The organism is Pseudomonas sp. NPDC077186, assembly GCF_044543505.1.
Taxonomy (GTDB): Bacteria; Pseudomonadota; Gammaproteobacteria; order Pseudomonadales; family Pseudomonadaceae; genus Aquipseudomonas.
The window spans coordinates 685,093-708,476 of sequence record NZ_JBITWE010000003.1 but is presented as its reverse complement, the minus strand read 5'-3'; the positions used below and the strand labels follow the sequence as shown (position 1 = coordinate 708,476).

The following is a 23,384-nucleotide window of genomic DNA, read 5'->3' as shown; positions in this document are numbered from 1 at the left end:
TGCATTGGGAGGGTGTTCCGTGTGTTCTTCTGAGCGCAACGGCAGCTCGCGCGGTGAAATTATGAATTTTCACATAATTGCGCATAATTTTGTAATCTTGGCAGCAGCGGATTGATTCATCGTCCGGTTAGCAAATTCTCCATAGGTATTTGTTGGAAAGGCGGAAATATTTGCGTGACAGGTGGAAGCTGGAACTATCTTCCGTCCTGGCCAAGTGACAGTATGCTCAATGTCTTGAGCACCTGGTTACTATGCCGAGGTGTCCTTGTCTTCAGTAACTGGGCGGCCGCATGGAGGCACCATGACCACAGACCAGATCTCTGCTTCCTCTCTCACCGATAGCCCACCCTTGATCCCAGCGGGGCCTTCCCCCAAAGCAGCTGTAGCTATCGACACCCCGCCGCTCCGGCTCGCCTGCCTTGAGGTCTGTAATTTTCGACGCCTAGCCAAGACCCGACTTGAGCTCGACGAGGTCACTACCATTTTGGTAGGTGCCAACAACAGCGGCAAAACTTCCCTTCTCACAGTCCTCCGCAACTTCTTGAGCGAGTCACCCGGATTCCGCGCGTTCGACATTAGCCTTTCGCAGTGGGCGAAGTTGCGCGAGGTATGCCACCGCTGGGAGGCACTTGATGAGGATCCCACGACGGACTCCAAGGATGCCGAATCATGGGAAGCCGAGTATCAGGAACTCCAGGCGTGCATGCCCTTCATTGATCTTTGGTTCGACGCTAAGGAGGGGGCGTACAGCCATGTTGCGCCGTTCATCACCTCGCTGAAGTGGTCGGGTGGCGCAGTTGGTGTACGGGTACGGCTCGAACCTGTTGCAGACGCGAACGAACTTCGCAATCTGGCTTGGCGCTACCGTGAGGCGCGCGCCCCGGTCCGAGAGCTTCCGAAGGATGGCCATGCCTGGCCGATAGATCTGCTTGACTACTGGCTTAGACATTCTGCAGATCTGCGACGCATAGCAGCTTACCGTCTTGACCCCGTGAAGGGCCCCTTGGCCGATAAATCGCGCCGTGACTTGCAGGAGCTGCCACTTGGATCACAACCGATCGAGTTACAGCATCTGCGCAAGCTCATTCGTGTGGATTTTGTACCGGCTCAACGAGGACTCGGTGCCGAAGAGGACGAAATGCGGTCAGAGTCCGCAAGTTCTCGGCCCGGATTGTTCTCAAGCCAACTCATGAAGTTCGCTCGGCAACACTTGAACGTAGCCCCATCCGGTCACGGACATCGAGAAGACTTGGTCAAGGCCGTTGCTAATGCACAAGCAGACCTCGACAAATCTATCTACAAGGCGTTAAAGCCAGCGATGGAGGACGTGGAGATTCTGGGTTACCCAGGCCTACATGACCCTCACCAGTTCCATTTTCGTACAAGAATCCAGACCGCAGACCTTCTTGCTCACAGCACGGCCGTACAGTACCTCCTGGACAAAACTGCTGTTGATGAGTCCTTGCCTGAACACTCTATTGGCCTCGGCTATCAGAATCTGCAGTCTCTGAGCTTCATGCTCGTGTCGTTCCGCGCCGCACGCCTCAATCCGCCGCAGGGCAGTCCGGCGGCAGTTCACCTCGTGATGGTTGAAGAGCCTGAGGCCCATTTGCACGTTCAGGTTCAACGAAATTTTTCGAAGAACGCCCACGAGCTCATTCGTCCAAAGGAGCACGTGCATAGCTACCTCCGCAGTCAGCTGCTGATCAGCACGCACTCGAGCCATCTGGCTCATGGAGACAACTTCACGCGGCTACGGTACGTGAGGCGGGTGGCCAGCACGGGACTTGGCGCAAAACCCAGCACGCAGGTCGTTAACCTGGGCGATGCGTTCGGCGAAGACGCTCCAACCAGGACGTTCGCCGAACGCTACTTTCAGGTGCAACACACCGACCTGCTTTTCGCTGACGCCGCCATCTTCGTGGAAGGAACAGCAGAGAGAATGCTGGTGCCACTTTTCATCGAGCGGGATTTCCCCAAGCTTGCCAAGAAGTACGTTTCTTTCCTCGACATCGGCGGTAGCCACGCTCACCGCCTTAAACCCCTGGTGGAGCGATTGGGGATTCCGACGATCGTTATCACTGACTTGGATCCGGTTCTGCCAACCCGAACCGATAAGGGGCGCCTAGTCCGGGCAGCGGTGCACATCGCCGGCCAAGAAAAGTTAGAGTGTGGGAATGACACATTGACCTCATGGCATCCGATGCTGGCGGAGTTTCAAGCTTTTGGAAAGCCGACGCCTGCCCAGCTGGTGTGGACATCCGACACGGGCGCTCAAGTCCGCTTCGCGTGGCAGCTTCCGGTTGCGGCTGCCAGCGAGCAGTGGCCCAGCTCGTTTGAGGACTCTCTAGTTCTCTCCAACATCGATTGGTTCAAAGCGTTGGAAGAGGAGGTTGACCCCATCACCGCTGCCAAAGTAAAGCACCGCGGCACCTTGGCAAAGGTGATAGGTCTTGTGCTCGACTACCCAGACCACGCCGAGCTGCTCAAGGAACTCCATGCGATGCTCCGCGGGAGCTTCAGTAAAGGAGATTTCGCGGCAACCCTGTTCGAACGGCTAAATGCTGGCCAAGACCTGAAATGCCCCGCATACATCACAGACGCGCTCACCTGGCTGAGCGGGCAACTCAACGTCACTGCGGGAGAGACCCCTTGAGTACCGCTCTGCCATCGTTTGGAAACGATCGCGACGCTCATGTCGTCGAAGATATCTGCGGCTACATCACGACAACCCCGCCTCGGAGTTTCTTTCTCTTCGCTGGCGCAGGGTCCGGAAAGACTCGCACGCTAATTGAGGTTTTGCGTCGAGTCACTGGAGTGATAAAGCATGAAGCAGGGGCTCACTATGCAGAACGACTTAGGTCTCGTGGACAGTCGGTGCGTGTTATCACCTACACCAAAAACGCGACCGCCGTCGTCAACGGTCGTCTCGGCGAAAATTACCTGACCGAAGTATCGACCATCCATTCCTTTTGCTGGGAACTCATCCAGGGCTTTGATGATGACATCCGGGAAGCCTTGCTTGCGTTCAATGCCGAAGATCTTGTGGCTGCCAAGGCCCATGCGATGGGTAAGAAAAGGGGCGAGTCCGACACCGACCGGCGGAAGTATGCGGAGATCGAGGCAGAGGCGGAGGAATTACGGAAGACTGATGAATTTAGGTATAGCCCGGACAGAAACACCTTCGGTCCGGGGGCGCTATCGCACACTAACGTTCTGGACGTGACCGCATGGCTAATTGTTAAACGCCCAACGCTGCAGCGCATCCTAGAAGACCGTCACCCCCTCATCCTTATTGATGAATCCCAGGACACGATGAAGGGAGTACTTGATGCACTATTTGAACTCTCCAAAAACCGTCCGGATCGCATCACATTGGGGCTCCTCGGGGATCATCGGCAGCGAATCTACCCTGACGGTCACCACGACTTACCGTCACACGTGCCGGAAGACTGGGCGCGCCCTGCATTGCAGATGAATCATCGTAGCCAAAAGCGCATTGTTGAACTCATTAACAAGATTTGGGGCTCGGACATCCAGGGCCGTACTCAACCCAAGACGGGTGTCCCCCAGCACCCTAGGACAGAGAAAAACGGTGGAACCGTTCGAATCTTTGTCGGCGATGCTAAGACGGATTCCGCCGAGAAGATCCGGAGGGAAACGGAATGCGCGTTGGCCATGTCGGCCGAGACTGCCTTATCCGCCTGGCAAGAGCGTGGGCGTGGTTACAAAACCCTCGCCCTTGAACACAAACTTGCCGCCAAACGAGGCAATTTTTACGAGGCATACCGCTCGATTGAGCTGCTGGACAAGGATGCCGCGGTGCCCAAGAGCAATGGCGAGCGGACGGGGCCCACTATGGTGAGGCCGCTCCTCGGCCCAATGGTTGAACTTGCCGAATGTCTGCAGCCTAATGGTTCAGTGAACGAGTTCGCCGTCATGGATGTGTTGCGTAGGCACGGCGCACTTGCAAATGTCCCGGAATCTCGCGCCGAGCGTCAGGCCGCGCTGGACAAAGCTCACGCTGCAGTTATGAGGTTCGCAACCGCCGCCGCCAAGCCCGGAATAACCGTGCGAGAAGTCTTGGAACCAATCATCGAAGCCAGCCTCTTCGAAGCGGATAGTCGCCTAGTCGAGGCCTACGGTGATTCGTCGCCGCCTCCTCCAGAGCCAAAGACAAGGAGCAAGGAAGCGAAGGAGGACCGACGTAAGCGTGGCTGGCACGCCCTCTTCGGCACGCCCTGGCAAGAAATTGCTCGTTATCACGCCTATCTTGGGGGTGAAACCGAACTCGCGACGCATCAAGTCGTTAAAGGTTCTGAGTTCAAGCATGTCATGGTCATCATGGATGATGAGGAAGCTGGCGGCACGTGGTTCTCCTACGACAAGCTCTTCGGCGCTGAGGAATTGAGCCCGACTGATCTTGAGAACGTTGACGGGGGAAAAGAGACCACTATTGATCGGACCCTAAGGCTACTTTATGTCACCTGCAGTCGAGCCGAGGAAAGCCTCGCTCTGGTTCTTTGGGCGAAGAACCCCGCTACAGCGCTCGACGCAATCAAACAGTCCGAATGGTTTACCGAGAACGAGCTTACCGCTTTGTAGTACCCAGGGTCAGCTTGGAGGCATTGAAGAACTGCTGCCCGGCGGCACGCAGCAACAGCCGCTCGCGCACCAGATCAGGCCGACCTTCCTGCGCGTAGGACTCACGGATCACCGCTTCCTTAGTCGGCTCTAGCACACACTCCAGCTGACTCTGCTCAGGTCTTCATCATCCACCGTCTTGTTTTCGGCCCAGTCGAATTTTCCTGTGTAAACACAACTGGTTTTCAGAACGCCCAAGGAACCAGGCTCGGCTGGAAAATCCGCCGCATTGACACTGGTGCCAGACTCGATTCGTTCAATAGCCCGCTTGAGTGGATGCACAGCCCAATGCTCCGGCACCTCACCCAGCCACTCAACCCCGGAATCCTTGTACGCCAGATACACGGGAAACGTCATGCCGACAGCCCCTCAATCATCTGTTTGATGCGGTCGGTGCAGGCTTTCAGGTCGCGGTCGATGTCTGCCAGCGGGCGCGGCGGTTGGAACACATAGAAATGCCGGTTAAACGGAATCTCAAAGCCGACCACGCCGACTTCGCCATCCTGCGCATCCGTCTTGCTTTCGTCGATCCAGGCATCCGGCACATGGGGTTTCACTTCACGCTCGAAGTAGTCGTAGACCGACTCACCCAGCGGCACGTTCTCGTTGTCGCGCAGGCCGGCACCGGCTTCCGGCTGGCCTTTGACCATGCAGATATCTGCTTCCGGGTCGCGCTCGCTTAAGCCGCTGAGGATGGCCTTCAGCTCGGGCGTGCTGGGCGATACGTCGTGGGCGCTGAGGGTCTTTTTCAGCAGTTTGCTGAACTGCTCGCGGTTGCGATGCAGCTGGCTTTCGTCCATCGCCTGCAGGGCTTCGATCAGGCGCTGGCGGGCCGGTGCCTCCATCTTCTCGATGGATTTTTCTTCCAGCACTTTCTCGATGCGCTCGGCGCTGGTCTGGAAGTTCAGCCGCAGCGGACGCTCGACGGTGATGCGCCGGTAGCCGAAGGTTTCGACGGGGAAGATCTTGCTCTGCGCGGTTTCCTCGAAGCGACCATACAGGCGCACCAGTTCGTCGATCTGCTCCTCGGTGATGTACTGGCGTTTGCTGCCCAACGACTTGCGCATCTTGGCAAAGTGCTGGCTGCCATCAATCAACTGCACCTTGCCCTGGCGCACGGCGGCCTTGTGGTTGCTCAGCACCCACACATAGGTGGCGATGCCGGTGTTGTAAAACATATCGGTGGGCAGGGCGATGATCGCCTCGACCAGATCGTTCTGCAGCAGATAGCGGCGAATCGACACCCAGGACTTCAACGTGATGATCGCCGCCAACAAGTACCAGACCGGCTTCGATCAGCCCAAGCTGTGCGCCATGTACGTGGACAAGAAGCTGCAGGGCGTGGACTGCGTGCAAACCCTGTCGCGCCTGAACCGCACTTTTGGCGACAGCAAGCCGACCTTCATCCTCGACTTCTTCAACGACGCCCAGGACATTCTCGACGCCTTCCTGCCGTACTACACCAAGGCCGAGCTGACCGATGTGACCGACCCGCAGCTCATCTATGACCTGCAGAAGAAGCTGGATGCCGAGGGCATCTACCACTGGGAAGAAGTGGCGGCGTTCGCGCTGGCCTTCTTCGACCCCAAGGCCGCCGCCAGCAAACTCAGTTACTACTGCGCGCCGGCCAAGGAACGCTTTGCCAAGCGCTACAAGCTGGCCCAGGAAGCACGCCAGCACGCGCTGGAATTCAAGCGTACCGCCGAGAAGAACGGCGACAGCGCCGGCCTGAAAAAGGCCGAGGCGGCAGTGAAGGAAGCCGGCGAGCAGATTGATCAGCTCGACCTGTTCAAGAAGAACCTGCAAAGCTTTGTGCGCCTGTACGAGTTCCTCTCGCAGATCATCCCCTACGAGGATCGCGAGCTGGAGCAGCTGTGCGTGTACGCCAAGCATCTATACCCCCTGCTGCGCGTGGATCGCCTCGATCAGGAAGACGTGGACGTGGGCGAACTGCAACTGACCCACTACCGCCTGACAAAGCGCGCCGAGCACCAGCTGCGCTTGAGCGAGGAAGGCGGCGAATACGGCCTCGATCCGGCCACAGGGCTGGGCAGCGGCAAACCCCATGACCCGGAGAAGAAGCGGCTATCGGAAATCATCGAGGCGCTCAACGATATCTTCGGTGCCGAGGTGAGCGACGAAGACCAGCTGCAGTTCCTCACCGGCATCGCCAATCGCATCAGCCGCCAGGAGGATGTAATGGCCCAGGTGAACAACCACTCGGTGGAGCAAGTGATGCACGGCCTGTTCCCCAAGCGGGTGCTGGACACCGTGCTGGACGCCATGACCGACCACGAGAAGCTATCGCTGGAAGTGCTGGATAACGAGACCAAGAGCCGGGCGTTTGCGTTGGTGATTTTGAAGATGCTGACGGCGGCGGGAGGCTTGGGGCAAAGTAACAGCGGTGGTGATTTCAGTCCTTCTTGAGGGGCGATGTCGATCAGGTGGGTTGCAGCTCTGACATCTGAGGTAGAAGACAGGTCGGGTCGCAGGCGAGTTCGGCTGCGATCCGATAGAGCTTCTCGACGGTGATGTTTACTTCACCACGCTCGATCCGCCCCATGTAGCTACGGTCGATACTGCAGGCCAGCGCCAGTGCATCCTGAGAAAGCCGGCAGGTCTTCCTCTGTGTTCGGATGCGTTCCCCTAACGCTTTCGCCAACTTCTCCATGACCGTCTCAATTCCACTTGAGGCGGCACTATCCTGCGTTTGCGGACGCACGGGCCACGGATTATAATCCGCATTTTTCGCGATGACTCTTCTGGTGCCTCAATGAAATCGGCCTCGTTTATCTTCGACAGGCGTCTGTATGAGCTGCTTCAGGAGGAAGGGCACACAAGGTTCACGACCGGTGAGCTGCGCGATGCCTATGCCAAGCGCCTGGAAGGCATAACTTTTCGCATCGGTGATGTGCGCCGCTACGTGTATGAGCAGATCCGCCGAATGGTTCGCAAGGGCTGGCTTGTACATGATGAAGAGCGCCGTGCGCGGGGACAGGTCTACCACCTGCAGCCCATCCCGGCGCATCTGCAGCTGGAGCTGATCGACAACGGGTTCGAGAACAGCCTCAAGACTGCTTTTGAGCCAGAGCAGGAGCCGTCAGTAATTGATACTGCGGCTGTACCGCTGAAACCTTCACCCGATGCAGATGAACACTTGGAAGCGCTCCACAAAGAGATCCGGTTGGACTTCCTGTCTTCGATGGGCGAGGCGGAGCGATACAAGCTGCTCCTGGATGATATGCCGCATCTCCGGGACAAGGTCGAAGGCGAGTATCTGGAAGCTAGAGACCGCAGCTCGCGCCTGCTGGGTCATCTCCGCGCCATCGAGAAGACACTCAAGACGCTTGCCGCCGCACGATGACTCTATCGCTGCGAGACTGGCAACTCAGCTGCATCAACACGGCGTTGGAGCACTTTACCGCCACGCCGCACTTCTTCTGCCAGGCAACGCCGGGGGCCGGCAAGACGCGCATGGCGGCAGAGCTGGCCAGCAGACTGCTTGAGCAGGACAGAATCGATCTGGTGCTCTGCTTCGCGCCATCCTGCCAGGTTGTCGAGGGCTTTCGCTCGACCTTTGCTACGGTGCTTGGCAGGCGTCTGGACGGTCAGATCGGCGCAGTGGGGGCGGCGTTCACCTACCAGGCCATGGAATACCGAGATGAGGGGTTCTGGCAGCTTCTTGATGACTACCGCGTATTCGTGGTCTTCGATGAAATCCATCACTGCGCTGGTCATGATCCAGTGCTAAGCAACGCTTGGGGGCAGCAGATACTGCACCGGATACAAGACCGCGCCGCCTTCACCTTGGCACTTTCCGGTACGCCCTGGCGTTCGGACGACAGGGCCATTGCCCTGGCGCGCTACTCGACACCCGAGGGACGCCTGATCTGCGACTACCGCTACGGCCTGAAAGAGGCCATTGCCGACGGCGTGTGCCGCTCCCCTCGTATTGTCCTGCTCGACAACCAGAAGGTAAAACTTACCGAGGAGCTAGACACTGAGAGCACTGTCAGGCTGTTTCCCAGCATCGCCAAACTATTGGGGGAATCCCCTGTCACCTACGAAGAGCTGCTGCGCCATGACGAGGTGATCGATCAACTGCTCGGTCTTGGGTGCGCTAAGCTGGATGAGCTTCGCCTGATCAAGCCTGATGCGGCTGGCTTGGTGGTTGCCACCGACATCGAGCACGCCCAGCAAGTTGCCCTGGCCCTGGAAGCCAGGGGTGAAGGTTGCCGCATCGTGACTAACAAAACCCCGGATGCGCAGCAGGTGATCAACGCGTTCAGGCACAGCGCCTGCCGTTGGATTATCGCCGTTGGAATGATTAGCGAAGGCACGGACATCCCCCGCCTCCAGGTGTGCTGCTACCTCAGCCGCATCCGCACCGAGCTGCATTACCGGCAAGTGCTGGGGCGAGTGCTTCGGCGCACAGGCGAGCCCGATGATCAGGCTTGGCTGTTCATGATGGCAGAGTCGACGTTGCAGCGCTTGGCAGAGCGAATTGCAGATGATCTGCCAGATGACCTGGCTGTGCTGAACGAGGTAGAGATGCCAGCCTCAACCTCAGGTTCAGTATCTGGCTGGATTGGGGCTGCCGGCAATATCGATAGCGTGGATGACAGTATTGGGAGTGGCATCGAGCAGGTTATTGGGGCAGGCGCAACATCCACCTTATCCTTGGGGGGCTCTGCCGCTGAGCCAAGCCATCAGGTCAGCTTTTCCAAGCACTACCGGCAACAGTTGCTAGCTTGCTTTTGATGCTTGTATGGAGGTCAAAATTCAAGCGTCGGCAGACGTGGTTGACTGAATCAGGAGATAACCGCATTGACCCTTCCCTGCGAAAGAACCCGCAGCGTCATCAAGACCGAAGAATTCCTGCGAGAGCTCTCTCGCGACACTGAACTGCCCCAGGATATCCGCAGCTATGCGAAAAGCCTGCTTAGGCACTATCCGTCGGCCGACCAAATCCTCTCGTTGGGGCGCCTTGAAGAGTGCCTGGTGAGCGATGCACCAGATGATGAATATCGACGGCGGGTGATCGCTTTCCATCAGCCGCTGTTCAGCTCGTCATTGGACTTCACGCGATAGAAATGAGAGCCGCAATGTCCAGCACTGATTTTGCTCTGCCGGTATCCACCCGCATTGCGCAACGGGTCAAGCGCTTACCCAAAGGGCAACCCTTCTGCATCTGCCGCTTTGCGGAGCTTGGAGCGCGTGGCGCCATATCCAAGGCAGTAGCTCGGCTGGTCAGCCAAGGCGAACTTGAACGGGTGCATCGAGGAATTTACATGCGCCCGAAATCCAGTCGATACGTTGCACGGGTTCGCCCAAATGTATGGGAAGTAGTGAGCTTGATCGCTAGGCAGAACCGCCATGTTCTACAGATTCATGGCGCTCATGCGGTCAGGTTGTTTGGACTGAGCACCCAGATGCCGCTCATTCCGATCTATTACACCAGCGGACCCAGCCGATCATTTTTTATGGGGAAGGCTGAGGTCCGGTTGGTACATGCGGCACCAATGGTCATGCAGCGTGCCGGGACCGAGGTAGGGACGGCTATCAGCGCACTATTTTATCTCGGTAAAGACGGCTCGACCCCGGAGTGCATTGCCGCGATCAAAAAAGCGCTCAGAGCTGAAGATCTAAATATATTGATGGCCTGCAAAATGCCGAAATGGATGCGTATAGCGTTGGAGCTGACATGACCTGTTGCCGCCGGTGCATTTTCCACCCACATGCCGGAATTTCATTGACCCAGTTTCGAGCACCAAACGAGTTGTAGAATTTCGCTTTCAGACTGCTGGGTTGGGTCAGAATAGCGTCGGCACCTGGGTCAAAAATGCATTGGCGGTAACATTTGATGTTTGCGGCAGTACTGCCTCCCGTTCCGGATTGGCACAGCAAAAGACTTGATTCGAATTCGGAGGAAACATGGGTATTTCGTATTACCTTGCATGTTTGGAGACCCGGCAATATGTCTGGGTTGGCAGGCTTGACCCACAGGGGGAGGTGCCGGTGGCGGATGTCGAAGGCTCCATCGCCATGTTCGCGCTGGTGAATCGGAACAAACCGTTGATCGTCGTGAGCGAAAGCCATCCGATCCTCGAAGAGGGAATGGAGTGGTCGCCGCCGGCAACGCAAGAAACGTGCAGCGGACAACCATGACGAACCAACGCCAACCGCATCTCCGGACACTCGTCGCGTTACGAGTCATGGCACAGGTCGTCGTTGGACAGCTTTAAGTGTTGGCGCTGATGGAAAATTGTCCCAGTCGGATTGCGGATTTCTGCATCAGCAGCTGTTGATAAGCATATCAGCGCAGCTGCTTTTGAATCCTCCTTTGGATAGCCCAGTTCAGTTGTCGAAGGCCTGCCATATCCACCGCTGGCATGGCACACCAGGCCATGCTTGAGCTGACGCAGCGGCGCTGACAAATTGGCAAAAAGCGCTTCGTTGCACAGTGCCCCGGTTATTCTCGACGGCTGCGAAAACGAGGACTGCCCGATGACAGAGCCCCATAAAGACACCATTTGCGATGTATGCGCTACCACTACGAGGGTGCCGGGATACGGCGAGCAGTTCGGGACGCTCCAGGCGCTCTGGGCCTATGGCGCAGGGCATGATGGCGAACGCTATCGAGTCAATCTATGCGAAAGTTGCTTTTTCGCGGCACTAGCGTTTTTGAAGCAGGAGCGCCGCACGCAGAATCTGTTCAGCGATGAGCAGCCTTGCGAGGAACGCCCATTCGGACTAGTCGCCCGTTATGACTACTTTGGCGATTCGTAGCCATATCGCAGAGATGAGGTTATTGGCTCGCCAGCATCAAACTCAGGCCATGTCATCAAGACTCCTCGCTACAATGGCGTCACCGGCAATCGTCTAGGGATCTAGCTTGACTGACACAAAGCTCACTGAAGTCGAGATGCGGCGTGCACTCGGTCTTGATCTCGCTCCATCAGAATCGAAGCGGCCAAGACCCAAACAGCACTCCACCTTCACGCTCGTTGAATTGAGCGTGCGCAAGAACGGTGGCTCGCCATTCCGCTTCGAGCACCGCTCTCGCTCCATCAGTACACTCACTGCCCAACTTGAGGCCGAGAAAGCGGCTCGGGAGAAAGGGTATGAGGTCTGGGTCGTGTTGGATATCAGGCAGGTTTCATCATAGAGCCGCAACCGCCTCCAGTCAGTCCAGCCTCGCTGATTGTTCTGGGGCAATGAACGTCTGAATCAACTAGAGCGAATCAGTTCGCACTCAGGCTGCTCTTGGAGGACACCTGTCTCTTCCAGGGTAGGCCGCCTCAAGCGCTTAGGTTACCCGCCATAACTGATCAAGCCGCGTCGTATAGCTCGGGCTCATCATCTCCCGGCGCATGCCCCAGTCCGGCTGCGCCGGCACCCCTGCCGGGCGCATGGTTCCCCGTCCCCAGCGCGCATTGATCGCATCCATCACGCCCATCAGCCGCTCGGCCGTCACTGGCGGTGTGGCGACGAACAGGTCGTCGGTGAACTCGCCACGCTGACGCAGATCGATCAACAGGATCTCCGCCTTGCTGAAGGCAAAGCCGGCCCGGTAGATCAGTTCCAGCCCCGCGCTGGCAGCCTTGGTTATCAGCCGGGTATCGTCGGTCGGATAGGGCAACTCGCAGATAATGCCCTTGGCGAATTTCGGCTCGTCCGGGTTGAACATGCCGGTGCGGATGCTGACCCGCACCTTCTTGCACAGGGAGTGCTGCGCACGCAGCTTTTCACAGGCCCGCGCCGCGTAGGTGGCCAGCGCTTCGCGGATCGGCGGCAGCTCATGCAGGCGTTTGCCGAACATCCGGCTGCAGCAGATCTCTTGCTTCGGCGCTGCTTGCTCCTCGAGCGCCAGGCAGGATGTGCCACGCAGCTCACGGGCGGTCTTCTCCACCACCACCGAGAACTTGCTGCGCAGTGTCCAGGCGTCGGCCTGGGCAAGATCCCAGGCCGTACGAATGTTCATCTCGGCCAGGTGGGCGGTCAGCTGCCGGCCGATGCCCCAGACCTCGCTGACCTCCATCACCTTCAGCAGCTTGTCGCGCTTGGCGGGCTGGCGGATGTCCACGACCCCACCGGTCTGCCGCTGCCATTGCTTCGCCGCACGATTGGCCAGCTTGGCCAGGGTCTTGGTCTGGGCAATGCCCACCCCCACCGGGATACCCGTGCAGCGCAGCACCCGGGCACGCATTTCCCGGCCTAGCCTCTCCAGACTGCCGGGCATACCGCTCAGGTCGGCAAACGCCTCATCGATGCTGTACACCTCCAGCGCCGGGACCATCCCCTCGAGGATTGTCATCACCCGCTGGCTCATATCGCCGTAAAGCACGTAGTTGCTGGAGAACGCCAGAATGCCGTGCTGCCGAAGCTTGTGCCGGATCTGAAAATACGGCTCGCCCATCTTGATGCCCAGCGCCTTGGCCTCGGCCGAACGGGCGATCACGCAGCCGTCGTTGTTCGACAGCACGACGATAGGCGTACGCAGCAGATCCGGGCGGAACACCCGCTCGCAGCTGGCGTAGAACGAGTTGCAGTCGATCAGGGCAATTGCCGACTCAGCCTGGGGCATGGCAGCGCACGCTGTGAGTGACCACGCCCCAGATCAGTAGCTCATCCCCCTCGAGTACGTAGCGCGGCGCGTAAGCCTGGTTCTCCGCCCGCAGAACGATCTGTTCGCCTTCCTTCGCCAAGCGCTTCACCAAGGCATCGCCGTTGAGCGCGGCGATGACGATTAAGCCCGGCCGCCCCTCCAGCGCCCGATTCACGATAGCCAGGTCGCCATCGAACATCCCTGCGTTGATCATGCTGTCGCCGCTGATTCGCACCAGATACATATGCGGCGCGCGGAGGTCGAGAAGCTCGTCGAGGGATATCTCGGCTTCGATGTGATCCTGCGCCGGCGAGGGAAACCCGGCCGGGACGCGGAAGGAATACAAAGGCAGGCACGCGGAGCTGCTGCTAAGTGGCCCGAGGATCGTGCAGGACATGGTACACCCGTAATAATACTGTATTTATATACAGTACAGAACAAACCAACCAGCCTACAATCAGAATGAGGAAGGCGATGACGAGCGGACGGTCATGTGCGGACGATTTGCGCAGTATCAGGGGGTGGCGGATTACCTGCGGGAGCTGAACAGCGAGCAGGAGGTGATCAGCGGCTATGACAACCTGCCGATCGAGCGCTACAACGTGGCACCACATACCACCGTGCAGCTGCTGCACGCGGAGGGAGGCGGCCTGACGATCGCCGCGGTGAGATGGGGGTGGGCCCCGCACTGGGCGAAGAAGGGGAAAATGCCGCCGCCGATCAATGCCCGCGCCGAAACAGTGGCGAGCGGAAAGTTCTTCAGGCAGATATGGCCGCACCGCGCGCTGGTCGCCGCTGACGGCTGGTATGAATGGGTGAAGGACGAGAGCGATCCGAAGCACAAGCAGCCCTACTTCATCCGCCTGCGCGGCGGCGAGCCGATGTTCTTCGCCGCCATCGGCCAGCTCCCCCATGCCGGCAGCGAGGTTCGCGAGGACGATGGGTTCGTGATCATCACCGCCGACGCCCAGGGCGGCATGCTGGATATCCACGATCGCCGGCCAGTGGTGCTGCCAGCGGACTTGGCCCGCGAGTGGATAGACCCGGACACAACTTCGCAGCGGGCCGAACAGATCGTGCGGGAGCTGGGCCTCCAGTCCGAGGAGTTTGAGTGGTACCAGGTCAGCAAGGCAGTGGGTAACGTGAAAAACACCGGGGCAGCGCTGATTGCACCCCTTGATTCCAGAGAGTCACCCGACCGGCCCTGATCAGCCGGAGATGAACTGAATCAGTCAGCTGCGACCGGCGGGAACCGGCCGATTCTGTTGAAAAAGCCTCGCCGCGATTTTTGCCCACGAAAGAGCATGGTCGACGTTGAAATCTGGCTCGTTCAAAGGTGGAGCTGTTTTGGGTTTTACGTAGCAGTGCCGAAATCGAGCCTTTTTTGAGCGGCCGAATAACAGCTTTCTTTGAAACCGACTTTTTCAACAGAATCGGCCAAAAGCTGCCATTCAGGAGCAGCAAGTGCTCACAAATTTTTTAGGTGAAATCACTATTCGCACCTCGACCAAGGGTAAGTTTCGATGCGCAATGCGTGAGAGAATCTGACGATTCAGACTCTGCACACACCTCGCTATGCCCTTTATCACAAGTGATTTTTACAAATGCGCCGCCCGCCTGCGCGCCGGCCACCTGGTCGCCATGCCCACGGAAACCGTCTATGGCCTGGCGGCCGACGCGCGCCAGGATGCAGCCATCCAGCAGGTGTTTGCACTCAAGGGACGCCCGAGCAGCAACCCGCTGATCGTTCATCTACAGCGCGCGGAGCAGGTCGTCGAGTGGGCCGCAGAGGTTTCTCCGGCCGCGCAGCGCCTGATGCATGCCTGCTGGCCGGGCCCTCTGACCCTAGTCTTACCAGCTCGTGAAGAGGTTTCGCGCAGCGTCACCGCCGGCCAGGACAGTGTGGCACTAAGGGTGCCGGCCCATCCGAAGGCGCAGGCCCTGCTGGCGGCCTTCGGTGGTGGCCTGGTGGCGCCGTCAGCCAACCGCTACATGTCGATCAGCCCTACCAGCGCCGCGCATGTGGCGCAGCAGTTTGCCGACAGTGACCTTTGGATTCTCGATGGCGGCGCCTGCCCGGTGGGCCTGGAGTCGAGCATTGTCAGCCTGCTGCCCGGTGACAGCCCGCGCCTGCTGCGCCGCGGCATGCTCGGCCAGCTTCAGCTGGAGGCTGTGCTCGGCGAGCCGCTGGAAGGTAAGGACGGTGGCGTGCGCGTCCCGGGCCAGCACCATCGCCATTACGCCCCCAGCACTGTGAGCCTGGCTTTCGACCAGGCACCTGCAGAGGCGCTCGCCTCGCCACTTTACGGCTGGCTCTGGTGCGGTCAGGCGCAACCCAGCCAGGGTCCGGCACTAAACCTGGGGAACGAGCCGCAGGCCTATGCGGCCGGTCTCTATGCGGCGCTTTATCAACTCGATGCACTGGGGCTGGAGCGCCTGTATATCCAGCTGCCACCACATCAGGATGCCTGGGCGGCAGTACACGACCGCCTGGCCCGCGCCAGTCAACGGATTTAAGGCTTCACTCCGGCAGTGTTGGGGTCTCCAGCGGCACTTCGGCAAAGCGACTGAAGGCCTGCGCCGCCGGTGACGGATTCTTGGTCCGCCAGCGCACCAGGTACCAGCGGTTGGGGATCGGAAACCCCTCTACATCCAGCTCGACCAGATTGCCCGGTGCTGTGTGAATCAGGGTATGTCGCGACAGGATGGCAATACCCAGCCCCGCCGCGACGGATTCCTTGATCGCTTCGTTGCTCTCGATGGTCATCTGCGGCTTCAGCACCCAACCAAAGCGGGCAAAGTGCTCCTCAATGGCCAAGCGCGTACCGGAACCTGGCTCACGGCTGAGAAACGGCTCCGCAGCCAGTTGCTCCCAGCGAATACGCTGACCGGTGAAACGATGGCCGGCCGGCGCAATCACCACCAGCGGATTATCGGCCAGCGGCATGGCGTCCAGATCCAGATGGCGCGGCGGCTGGCTGAACACATAGAGGTCGTCCCGATTGTCTTCCAGGCGGCGGATCACTTCCGAGCGGTTTGCGATGTTCAGCTCGACCTCAACCTGAGGGTACTGCCGGCAAAAGGGCCCCAGCAGGCGTGGCACCAGGTACTTGGCCGTGGTCACCGCTCCCAGCCTGAGCTGCCCGGCAGTCAGGCCATTGAGGTGAGCCAGGCGCATTTCTAGGTGATCGAGGGCATCGAAGATTTCCCGAGCCCCGGCCTGCACCTCGCGCCCGGCATCGGTCAGGTGTAAGCGCTTGCCCAGTTGCTCGAACAGGTTCATGCCCAGCGCCTGCTCAAGTTTGGCGACCTGCGTCGACACTGAAGGCTGGGCCAGGTGCAGGGCACGGGCTGCTTCTGTCACGCTGAGACGCTCGGCCACGGCGAGAAAGGTTTCCAGCTGGCGAAACGTGGTCTGACGGGTATGGAAGCGCGGTCTCTGCATTGCTAAATACCGATGGTTTTTAGGCTGATAATCTATTTTTGACTATATCAAGTACTGGAGAAAATGCCTGTGTCGTCATTTCAGGGATTCTCGCCATGTCTGCCGCTCTCGCCCCGCATGGGCACCCCGCTGCGTTGAACCAGGTGCAACCCGTTGCCTTCCTCACCTGCCATGACAAGGGCCGGTTAGTCACCGACGCCTTGGCTCCTCTGGGCTTGTGCATCGAATCGATCAGCAGCTACGACACCGACCACTTTGGCACCTTCAGCCGCGACGTCGCGCGTACGGGCAGCGCCCACGACACTGCGCTTAGCAAAGCCAAACTGGCCTGTGCACTAGGCGGGGTGCGCTACGGGCTGGGCAGTGAAGGCAGCTTCGGCCGTGATCCGCACCTGGGCTGGATGCCCTGGGACTACGAAATTCTCTGCCTGTGGGATGCAGAATTGCAGTACCCGGTCTTTGCCTTGGCAGGCTCGGGAGCGACCAACTATGCCCAGGTCGAGGTCGACAGCCTGGAAGGCGCCGAGATTTTTATGCAGCGCGCCCGCTTTCCCGAACATGCCCTGATTCTCGGGCGTCCCGGCGAAGCTTGGTTCCGTAAGGGTATTCGCGAGCGCGACTGGCTGCTCGCTCAACTGGACTGGCTGCTGGCGCGCGAACCGAAGATCTGGCTGGAGACCGACATGCGCGCCCATCTGAACCCGCTACGCCAGACGGTGATCCGTGATGCCGCGGGGCAACTGGCGAAGCGCCTGAGCAGCCACTGCCCGAGCTGTCAGGCATGCGGTTTTGCCGTGGCGCGCAGCGAGCCCGGCCTGCTATGCGTGGACTGTGGTCTGAGCACCCCATTAGCGGCCGCACACATCTGGGTGTGCCCGGCCTGTCAGCATGAAGAACGACATCCCGTGACCCAATTAGCCAGTGCCGGCCAATGTGAGCTATGCAACCCATGAATGCTTTCGTCCCTGCAAATCAGCGCTTGAGTCACCTGCGCGCGCTCGAAGCCGAAGCCATGCACATCCTGCGCGAGGTGGTGGCCGTGATGCGCACCCCCTGCCTGTTCTATTCGATCGGCAAGGACTCCACCGTGCTGCTGCACCTGGCGCGCAAGGCATTCTTTCCGGGGCCGCTGCCCTTTCCGCTGCTGCACGTGGACACCGGCTGGGAGTTTGCCGAAATGGGCCAGTTCCGCGACCGCCTGGCCGCGCGCCTGGGGCTGGACATGCGCGTACACATCAACCCCGATGGCGAGCGCCTGAACATCACCCCGTTCTCCGTGGGTTCGGCCAAGTACACCGACATCATGAAGACCGAGGCGCTTAAGCAGGCGCTGGCGCAGTACGGTTTCGATGCCTGTTTTGGCGGGGCGCGCCGCGACGAAGAGAAGTCACGGGCTAAGGAGCGCGTCTGCTCGTTCCGCGACGCGCACCAGCGCTGGGACCCCAAGCAGCAACGGCCGGAACTCTGGCAGCTTTACAACACGCGGATCAACGCAGGCGAGAGCCTGCGGGTATTTCCCCTGTCGAACTGGACCGAACTGGACATCTGGCAGTACATCCACCTCGAAGGGATCGAGATCGTCGACCTCTACCGGGCGGCGCCGCGCCCAGTGGTCGAGCTGCATGGCACGCTGATCTGCGTGGACGACGAGCGCCTGCTGGCGCACCTCACCCCAGAGCAGCGCGCGAGCATCCAGACACGCTGGTTACGTTTCCGCACCCTCGGTTGCTACCCACTGACTGGCGCTGTCGAGTCGAGGGCGCAATCGCTGCCGGAGATCATCCAAGAAATGCTGCTGACCCGGACCTCCGAACGTCAGGGCCGCATCATCGACCATGACCAGGATGGCTCGATGGAAAAGAAGAAAATCGAGGGGTACTTCTAACCGGCTCGCAGTACTGAATAAAAAGCCGCCTGAATAAACAGGCGGCTTTTTGTTGTGCGCCAGGCATGGCGCGTAGTGCCGTGACTGGCGCTGTTCGGCTCACTGTGGTGGTGAGTCGGACGATTTGGAGGTGAAAGTCCTCTACACACCCGGCAAGGGGAAGTGTTAGCTGAAGGCAAGGGTGTCGCGGGTGACCGCGAATCTGAAGGAAGCCCGAGGCAAAATGCTGGTCTGACGTACAGGAAGCGGATAGAGGCGGCGTAGCGGGGTGAGGTAGCAACGATTGCCAAAGCCCGATACTTGCACGGAACGCTACGACGTAAATCCGACAGGCATAAGCAGGAAGGTCGCGCGAATTACCCTGGGAGATCTGTTTGGCCTGCCACGTGCTACCGGCACCGAGAGGTGGCGGGATGGGCGAACAGAAGTCAGCAGAGGCCGTAGTAGTTGCTCGGAACCGGAGCGATGAAGGGCTGAACCTGTCATGAGTGGATAGTCAGGTGTGCTCTCTGTTGGAGCGTAAAGCAGAAACGTCGTGAACAGCGGCGGTCGAGACCATCAGGAGGTAGGAGTCGGAAACTCCGAGGGCCGGTCTGGGCGCTTAGTTACCACAGGCGACACATCAACGGAACCAAGCTCGCTGACGCAGTCTGTCAGTAGGCAGGAACCGCCGTATACGGAACCGTATGTACGGTGGTGTGGGAGGACGGCGGGGGCGACCCCGCCTCCTACCCGATTGCGCTACGCGAAGCCGGCGGCGCGGACTGACCGAGATGTGACAAGGCCGTGCCCTATAGGCGCGGCCATTATCGATCAGGCTCCCGGCAGCGGTTGCCAGCCTGTTGCGGTGCGCCGCTCCAGCTGGGCGGGTTGACCATCCATGCGCAGCAGGTACAGCCAGCCATGCAGGACCAGGTCGCGCACCACGGGGTGGTTGTCGATGACCCGGTCGATCATGGCCTGCGGCGCCTCGATCACCACATGCAGGCGCAGCGGGCGATGCCTCCACTGCTGGCCATCGTGCAGCGACTGGCGGGCCAGGCCGATGCGCAGATCGCCGCCGTTGCCCTCGAACACGCCGATATGCCCGCCGACCACGTTGTGCAGCAACTTGTTGCCACTGCCGAAGCGCGCATTGTCGGTGGTCGAGGTGAAGTACTGCAGGTTGATCCAGTGCGCCACCACCATGGGCGCGGTCATGATCAGCTCCAGCACAGCGCCCTCGGCATCCTCGCGCCAGTCGTAGTCGTGCAGAAAGGCGCGGCCCTGCAGGTCGACACCGCGAGTACGCGCGCGCGGCGCGGCGATAAACGCGGCGTTATTGGCCAGGCCCCATTCAGGCCGGGTCTGCGACCAGTCACGGGCACGCCGGCGCAGCCGATCAAGCAGTTTGACCGGCTGCCCCTGCAGCGCCGTCAGGCCCAACCCGGCCGCGCGCTCCTGGCGCACCTGGGCAGCGGCCAGGTCCAGCGCCTGACGCACGCGCAGCCAGTCCTCTTGAAGGGCCACCGGAATCGACGCGTGGGCAAACACTTGCACCTCGTCGGTGGTGGTGTTGTGCAGGCCGGCCAGCACATGGCAGTGAGCCGGCAGGTCATGCCCGCGCTGGCGCAGTTCGATGCGCACCTCGCGGTCGTTGAGCAGGCCAGCCAGCAGGCGCGCATTGACCTCGCCGCTCTGGCCGCAGCAGGCACCGCAGTCGAGCCCCGCCGCCTGGGGGTTGTTGGCACTCTGGCTGCCGTGCCCGAGCAGCACCAGCAGCGCCGGGACCGGGCCGTTGAGCCCCATAGCCTGGAGAATGCGCGCGGCCAGATCGGTCTTCTCGGTCAGCGACAGGGCTGGCAATTGCGGGTGCAACTGCTGCCACTCTGCAGGACGCAAGCCGCTGCGATGTGCTTCTTCAGTACCCGAGGACAGGCCACAGGTGCGCCCGAGCAGCGCTCCCGCATAGCCCAAGCCAATACTCTCGACCAGGGTAAAGGTCGAGGCCGGCAGGCGTTCGAACTGATGCCAGCGTCCCTGACGGGCCAGCCGCGCCTGGCGGCGCTGCGCCAGGTGGTCATCCTGCGCGGCATCACCGCTGCTATCGCTGACCTGCAGCTGTGGTACCAGCAACCCTGGTAACTGCGGGCGAGTGGCGGCGGTGCCCAGCGGCGTGTAAGCAATGGGCAGGCCGAAGAAGCCGGCGAAACCACCGGTCTCAAGCTCGGGGCAGACTTGCTCCAGGACCCGGCGCAGGGGTTCGGAGCGCACATCGATGCAGAAGAACAGCTTAGCCAGCGGCGCCTGCAGCGGTGCTGCCGATTCCGCCCGGCAAAGTTTCTGTTGCAGCTGTTCCTGCCAGGCCAGCTCGTCGGCCCGTTGCCACACTTGCAAGGCCTGCCAGGCGGCTGAGGGGGGCTGCTGCAAACCGTTCTGCCAGGCCGAGCGCCAACGCCGCCAACGGCTCTGCGCATCGCGCTGGCGATCATCCACCAGCGACTCCCAGGCGGCGCGGATGGCCAGCAACTCCAGAGTGGTCTGGTCATCCTGCCCCTGCAGGTTGGCCTGCCAGTGCTTGTACGCACACCAAGAGGCCCACCCCAGGCTGCGCAGCAACAGGCAGTCGAACCAGGGTGCCCAGTCCTCGGCACTCAGCCCGAGGCGCTGCACCGCGGCCTCAAGCGCCGCGTATGGCTGCAATGGCAGCTCGTCAATGCGCCCATGCAGGTCGCGACAGTCACTGAGTACGCTCACCCCTCTGTCTGCCAGAATGCTGCTGCGCCAGGTCTGGTAAAGCCCGGCGCCGGCATCCGGGCGCCAGTCGGCCTGTTCTTGGTCAAACCAGGCGGCGCAGCACTGGCCAATCTGCTGGGTGATCAGCACCGGCCAACCCGGTAGCGGGATGCCGAGATCGGCTAGGTCTTCCAGCAGAGGCAGCCCGTTTTTTACCTCCGGCGGCATCTCCAGGGCCTGTAGCAACTGCGCGGTTGTCCAAGTGTCAGCCTGTTCAGCCAGGGCCTGCTGTAGGTGATGTGCGCCAATGCGGCCCTCCTGCCAGGCGTTCCGGTAGTCTGCGGCGCTTAGCGTCATCGGGCTGCCGGCACGTTGCCAGAGTTCTGCGGCAACGGTTGACCAGGCGTGTTCACGCCGCTCCCACAGCGGGTTGACGGCGATCATGCGGTCCAGTGGCCAGGTCGGGGCGATGCGCGCACAGGCCTGACGCGCAGCCTCGTGCAGCGCATCCCGGTCGAGGCTGGCGAAGTGTTCGAGCGCAGTCATGGGCGATCTCCAGTAGGCGAAGTCAGGGGCTGGGGCGAACGCACCGGCCACAGGCGGAAGGTCAGACGGGTGAAGTACTCATCCAGGTAGAAGCCGGCAAAGGCCAGCGGATACAGGCGCTGCGACAGTGCGCCCTGGGGGCGTGCCAGGATCAGCGCCTGCAGCAGGTACAGGCCGACAAACAGCAGCAGGGCCAGCCCGGTCAGCAGCAGCGGCGCCTGCGTTAACGGGGTATCCAGAATCCAGGCGGCGGCCTGGTGCCAGAGCAGGTAGGCCGCCAGCAGCAGCACGAACATGCTCAGCCCCTGCAACATTTGCCCGCGGCGCAGGCACCAAGGGGCCAGGCCGATGGCGAGAATGGCCAGGGCTACCAGAGGCAGCTCGTGGGTCGGCATAAGCCAGGTCCATGCACCCTGCAGTAGCGCTAGCGCCAGGCCGGCCAGCAGCAGGGCCCACAGCAGATCGCCCAAACCCGGTAGCGGAGCGACGGGCTGCAGGGCATGTTGGCGCGCCTGGGCCACTGTCTCGCCAGCGGCGAGGAAGGCATGGGCCTTGTACAGCGAGTGTGCCAGCAGGTGCACCAGGGCCAGTTCGTAGAGCCCCAGGCCGCACTCCAGCAGCATCAGACCCATCTGCGCGCAGGTCGACCAGGCCAGGCGGACCTTGATGCTGATGCGCGTCATCATCACCAACGCGGCGATCACGGCGGTCAGGCCGCCAACCAGTACCAGCAAACTTTGCGCCGGCACGGCGGCGGAAAACAGCGGCGCGAAGCGCAGCAGCAGGAACCCCCCAAGATTGACGAGCCCGGCATGCAGCAGCGCCGACACCGGCGTCGGTGCTTCCATTACCTGGATCAGCCAGCCATGCACCGGCAGTTGCGCCGACTTGAGGATCACCGCCAGGGCCAGCAGCAACGCCGCCAGTTGCAGGTCCCAACCGAGCTGGCCGCTGGCCTGCAGGCGGCTGTTCACGGCGTCGAGAATCACCGCGATGCTGCTGTCACCGCCAGCGCGCACTAGCAATCCGGTAGCCAGCAGCAAACAGACATCGGCCAGGCGACTGGCGAGGAATTTCTTGTGCGCCACCACCAGGGCCTGCGGGCGGTCGCGGTAAAATGTGAGCAGCTGATGCAGGAACAGGCTGGAAAAAATCCAGGCCCCGACCAGCACAATCAGATCAGTGCTGGTGACAACGGTGGCCACTGCCGCCAGCGTACCGAGCAAGGCCAGCACATAACGCTGCTGCCCGAGCTCGCCCTCCAGGTAGCGCCGGGAATAGTCGATGATCACCAACGCCAGCAGGCTGATCAAACCCGCCATCGCCAGGCCCAGTCGATCATCATTCTGTTCGTTAAGAGCCGCCTGCAGCCAGGCCGCCAGAACCAGGCTCAAACCGAGGTAGCCGGCACCCCGGGCCGACCACCAGAGGTGCTCGCGAGTGTGTAAGAGGCTGGCTGGAATCAGCGTCAGGGCATACACCCAGGGCAACAGTTCGACCAGGGGCGGGAGAATGATCGGCACGGGCGTAGCTCCTAATCC

General features: G+C 60.6%; 21 protein-coding genes and 2 pseudogenes. 14 read left to right on the top strand and 9 right to left on the bottom strand.

What is annotated here, in order from left to right; genetic code table 11:
- Nucleotides 1-301 precede the first annotated feature (301 nt).
- Entirely contained in the window at nucleotides 302-2,656 is a 2,355-nt protein-coding gene (locus tag ACIGKL_RS15245) for an AAA family ATPase (RefSeq protein WP_031653030.1), read from the top strand.
- Nucleotides 2,653-4,605, top strand: coding sequence for a UvrD-helicase domain-containing protein (locus tag ACIGKL_RS15240; protein WP_031653032.1), 1,953 nt, complete (start codon nucleotides 2,653-2,655; stop codon nucleotides 4,603-4,605). Before ACIGKL_RS15245 ends, ACIGKL_RS15240 begins: the two co-directional genes overlap by 4 nt.
- Here ACIGKL_RS15240 and ACIGKL_RS15235 read toward each other — a convergent pair.
- The 3 genes and pseudogenes from ACIGKL_RS15235 to ACIGKL_RS15225 form a co-directional block, all read right to left on the bottom strand.
- A complete protein-coding gene (locus ACIGKL_RS15235) occupies nucleotides 4,592-4,741 on the bottom strand; it encodes a hypothetical protein (RefSeq protein ID WP_162488654.1) in 150 nt (49 codons plus the stop codon). The two genes, ACIGKL_RS15240 and ACIGKL_RS15235, sit on opposite strands and share 14 nt — an antisense overlap.
- Nucleotides 4,735-5,001, bottom strand: a complete 267-nt coding sequence (locus ACIGKL_RS15230; protein WP_042928402.1) for a hypothetical protein — start codon at nucleotides 4,999-5,001, stop codon at nucleotides 4,735-4,737. Before ACIGKL_RS15230 ends, ACIGKL_RS15235 begins: the two co-directional genes overlap by 7 nt.
- Nucleotides 4,998-5,882 (bottom strand): annotated as a pseudogene (locus ACIGKL_RS15225) (N-6 DNA methylase); the annotation flags it as partial. The pseudogene ACIGKL_RS15225 and the gene ACIGKL_RS15230, both read right to left, overlap by 4 nt.
- Before the next feature lies 1 nt (nucleotide 5,883).
- On the opposite strand from ACIGKL_RS15225, the pseudogene ACIGKL_RS15220 reads away from it, so the two are divergent.
- Nucleotides 5,884-7,071 (top strand): annotated as a pseudogene (locus tag ACIGKL_RS15220) (UvrB domain 3-containing protein); the annotation flags it as partial.
- Between the two features lie 13 nt (nucleotides 7,072-7,084).
- On the opposite strand, the gene ACIGKL_RS15215 reads toward ACIGKL_RS15220, so the two are convergent.
- Nucleotides 7,085-7,315: a helix-turn-helix domain-containing protein gene (locus ACIGKL_RS15215; protein WP_034016988.1), complete on the bottom strand. Its 231-nt coding sequence runs from the start codon at nucleotides 7,313-7,315 to the stop codon at nucleotides 7,085-7,087.
- A gap of 102 nt (nucleotides 7,316-7,417) precedes the next feature.
- On the opposite strand from ACIGKL_RS15215, the gene ACIGKL_RS15210 reads away from it, so the two are divergent.
- From ACIGKL_RS15210 to ACIGKL_RS15180, 7 genes are all read left to right on the top strand, one after another.
- Nucleotides 7,418-8,008 carry a hypothetical protein gene (locus ACIGKL_RS15210; protein ID WP_254469790.1) on the top strand — a complete coding sequence of 197 codons (591 nt, stop codon included), beginning with the start codon at nucleotides 7,418-7,420 and terminating at the stop codon, nucleotides 8,006-8,008.
- The gene (locus ACIGKL_RS15205; protein ID WP_254469789.1) at nucleotides 8,005-9,405 is read left to right on the top strand and encodes a DEAD/DEAH box helicase; all 1,401 of its coding nucleotides are present in this window, start codon (nucleotides 8,005-8,007) and stop codon (nucleotides 9,403-9,405) included. The genes ACIGKL_RS15210 and ACIGKL_RS15205 overlap by 4 nt, the downstream gene beginning before the upstream one ends.
- Before the next feature lie 66 nt (nucleotides 9,406-9,471).
- Nucleotides 9,472-9,735, top strand: a complete 264-nt coding sequence (locus tag ACIGKL_RS15200) for a BPSL0761 family protein (RefSeq protein ID WP_254469788.1) — start codon at nucleotides 9,472-9,474, stop codon at nucleotides 9,733-9,735.
- 14 nt (nucleotides 9,736-9,749) lie between these two features.
- Complete coding sequence (locus ACIGKL_RS15195; protein ID WP_254469787.1) at nucleotides 9,750-10,352, top strand: DUF6088 family protein; 603 nt, start codon at nucleotides 9,750-9,752, stop codon at nucleotides 10,350-10,352.
- Nucleotides 10,353-10,578: 226 nt separating this feature from the next.
- A complete protein-coding gene (locus ACIGKL_RS15190; protein ID WP_121369338.1) occupies nucleotides 10,579-10,812 on the top strand; it encodes a hypothetical protein in 234 nt (77 codons plus the stop codon).
- Between the two features lie 339 nt (nucleotides 10,813-11,151).
- A complete protein-coding gene (locus ACIGKL_RS15185) occupies nucleotides 11,152-11,433 on the top strand; it encodes a hypothetical protein (protein WP_121369340.1) in 282 nt (93 codons plus the stop codon).
- Between the two features lie 106 nt (nucleotides 11,434-11,539).
- Nucleotides 11,540-11,812 carry a hypothetical protein gene (locus ACIGKL_RS15180; protein ID WP_234427170.1) on the top strand — a complete coding sequence of 91 codons (273 nt, stop codon included), beginning with the start codon at nucleotides 11,540-11,542 and terminating at the stop codon, nucleotides 11,810-11,812.
- Between the two features lie 141 nt (nucleotides 11,813-11,953).
- On the opposite strand, the gene ACIGKL_RS15175 is transcribed toward ACIGKL_RS15180, so the two are convergent.
- Both ACIGKL_RS15175 and ACIGKL_RS15170 read right to left on the bottom strand, forming a co-directional pair.
- Complete coding sequence (locus ACIGKL_RS15175) at nucleotides 11,954-13,231, bottom strand: Y-family DNA polymerase (RefSeq protein ID WP_397487422.1); 1,278 nt, start codon at nucleotides 13,229-13,231, stop codon at nucleotides 11,954-11,956.
- Complete coding sequence (locus ACIGKL_RS15170; RefSeq protein ID WP_397487421.1) at nucleotides 13,218-13,649, bottom strand: LexA family protein; 432 nt, start codon at nucleotides 13,647-13,649, stop codon at nucleotides 13,218-13,220. Before ACIGKL_RS15170 ends, ACIGKL_RS15175 begins: the two co-directional genes overlap by 14 nt.
- A 94-nt stretch (nucleotides 13,650-13,743) precedes the next feature.
- Here ACIGKL_RS15170 and ACIGKL_RS15165 point away from each other — a divergent pair, with 94 nt between their 5' ends.
- Both ACIGKL_RS15165 and ACIGKL_RS15160 read left to right on the top strand, forming a co-directional pair.
- Nucleotides 13,744-14,460: an SOS response-associated peptidase family protein gene (locus ACIGKL_RS15165; RefSeq protein WP_397487420.1), complete on the top strand. Its 717-nt coding sequence runs from the start codon at nucleotides 13,744-13,746 to the stop codon at nucleotides 14,458-14,460.
- A gap of 367 nt (nucleotides 14,461-14,827) precedes the next feature.
- Nucleotides 14,828-15,769 (top strand): L-threonylcarbamoyladenylate synthase, encoded by a 942-nt coding sequence (locus ACIGKL_RS15160; protein WP_112211125.1) that lies wholly within the window; start codon nucleotides 14,828-14,830, stop codon nucleotides 15,767-15,769.
- A gap of 4 nt (nucleotides 15,770-15,773) precedes the next feature.
- Here the strand turns inward: ACIGKL_RS15160 and ACIGKL_RS15155 are convergent, their stop codons facing one another.
- Nucleotides 15,774-16,697 (bottom strand): LysR family transcriptional regulator, encoded by a 924-nt coding sequence (locus ACIGKL_RS15155; RefSeq protein ID WP_003245867.1) that lies wholly within the window; start codon nucleotides 16,695-16,697, stop codon nucleotides 15,774-15,776.
- A 95-nt stretch (nucleotides 16,698-16,792) separates the two neighbouring features.
- Between ACIGKL_RS15155 and ACIGKL_RS15150 the strand changes: the two genes are divergently transcribed.
- A complete protein-coding gene (locus ACIGKL_RS15150; protein WP_234427171.1) occupies nucleotides 16,793-17,650 on the top strand; it encodes a DUF6671 family protein in 858 nt (285 codons plus the stop codon).
- Nucleotides 17,647-18,582: a sulfate adenylyltransferase subunit CysD gene (cysD, locus tag ACIGKL_RS15145; protein ID WP_045734604.1), complete on the top strand. Its 936-nt coding sequence runs from the start codon at nucleotides 17,647-17,649 to the stop codon at nucleotides 18,580-18,582. Before ACIGKL_RS15150 ends, cysD begins: the two co-directional genes overlap by 4 nt.
- A gap of 813 nt (nucleotides 18,583-19,395) precedes the next feature.
- On the opposite strand, the gene ACIGKL_RS15140 is transcribed toward cysD, so the two are convergent.
- On the bottom strand, nucleotides 19,396-21,843 hold the full coding sequence (locus ACIGKL_RS15140) for a YbcC family protein (RefSeq protein WP_045734605.1): 2,448 nt from the start codon (nucleotides 21,841-21,843) through the stop codon (nucleotides 19,396-19,398).
- Nucleotides 21,840-23,366, bottom strand: coding sequence for an NADH-quinone oxidoreductase subunit L (locus tag ACIGKL_RS15135; protein WP_045734606.1), 1,527 nt, complete (start codon nucleotides 23,364-23,366; stop codon nucleotides 21,840-21,842). Before ACIGKL_RS15135 ends, ACIGKL_RS15140 begins: the two co-directional genes overlap by 4 nt.
- Nucleotides 23,367-23,384 lie beyond the last annotated feature (18 nt).

Coding starts and splice junctions, on each gene's coding strand:
- ACIGKL_RS15165 (WP_397487420.1), top strand. CDS start 13,744: ATGTGCGGACGATTTGCGCAGTATCAGGGGGTGGCGGATTACCTGCGG.
- ACIGKL_RS15215 (WP_034016988.1), bottom strand. CDS start 7,315: ATGGAGAAGTTGGCGAAAGCGTTAGGGGAACGCATCCGAACACAGAGG.
- ACIGKL_RS15140 (WP_045734605.1), bottom strand. CDS start 21,843: ATGACTGCGCTCGAACACTTCGCCAGCCTCGACCGGGATGCGCTGCAC.
- ACIGKL_RS15190 (WP_121369338.1), top strand. CDS start 10,579: ATGGGTATTTCGTATTACCTTGCATGTTTGGAGACCCGGCAATATGTC.
- ACIGKL_RS15195 (WP_254469787.1), top strand. CDS start 9,750: ATGTCCAGCACTGATTTTGCTCTGCCGGTATCCACCCGCATTGCGCAA.
- ACIGKL_RS15160 (WP_112211125.1), top strand. CDS start 14,828: ATGCCCTTTATCACAAGTGATTTTTACAAATGCGCCGCCCGCCTGCGC.
- ACIGKL_RS15185 (WP_121369340.1), top strand. CDS start 11,152: ATGACAGAGCCCCATAAAGACACCATTTGCGATGTATGCGCTACCACT.
- cysD (WP_045734604.1), top strand. CDS start 17,647: ATGAATGCTTTCGTCCCTGCAAATCAGCGCTTGAGTCACCTGCGCGCG.
- ACIGKL_RS15205 (WP_254469789.1), top strand. CDS start 8,005: ATGACTCTATCGCTGCGAGACTGGCAACTCAGCTGCATCAACACGGCG.
- ACIGKL_RS15150 (WP_234427171.1), top strand. CDS start 16,793: ATGTCTGCCGCTCTCGCCCCGCATGGGCACCCCGCTGCGTTGAACCAG.
- ACIGKL_RS15170 (WP_397487421.1), bottom strand. CDS start 13,649: ATGTCCTGCACGATCCTCGGGCCACTTAGCAGCAGCTCCGCGTGCCTG.
- ACIGKL_RS15230 (WP_042928402.1), bottom strand. CDS start 5,001: ATGACGTTTCCCGTGTATCTGGCGTACAAGGATTCCGGGGTTGAGTGG.
- ACIGKL_RS15155 (WP_003245867.1), bottom strand. CDS start 16,697: ATGCAGAGACCGCGCTTCCATACCCGTCAGACCACGTTTCGCCAGCTG.
- ACIGKL_RS15210 (WP_254469790.1), top strand. CDS start 7,418: ATGAAATCGGCCTCGTTTATCTTCGACAGGCGTCTGTATGAGCTGCTT.
- ACIGKL_RS15245 (WP_031653030.1), top strand. CDS start 302: ATGACCACAGACCAGATCTCTGCTTCCTCTCTCACCGATAGCCCACCC.
- ACIGKL_RS15175 (WP_397487422.1), bottom strand. CDS start 13,231: ATGCCCCAGGCTGAGTCGGCAATTGCCCTGATCGACTGCAACTCGTTC.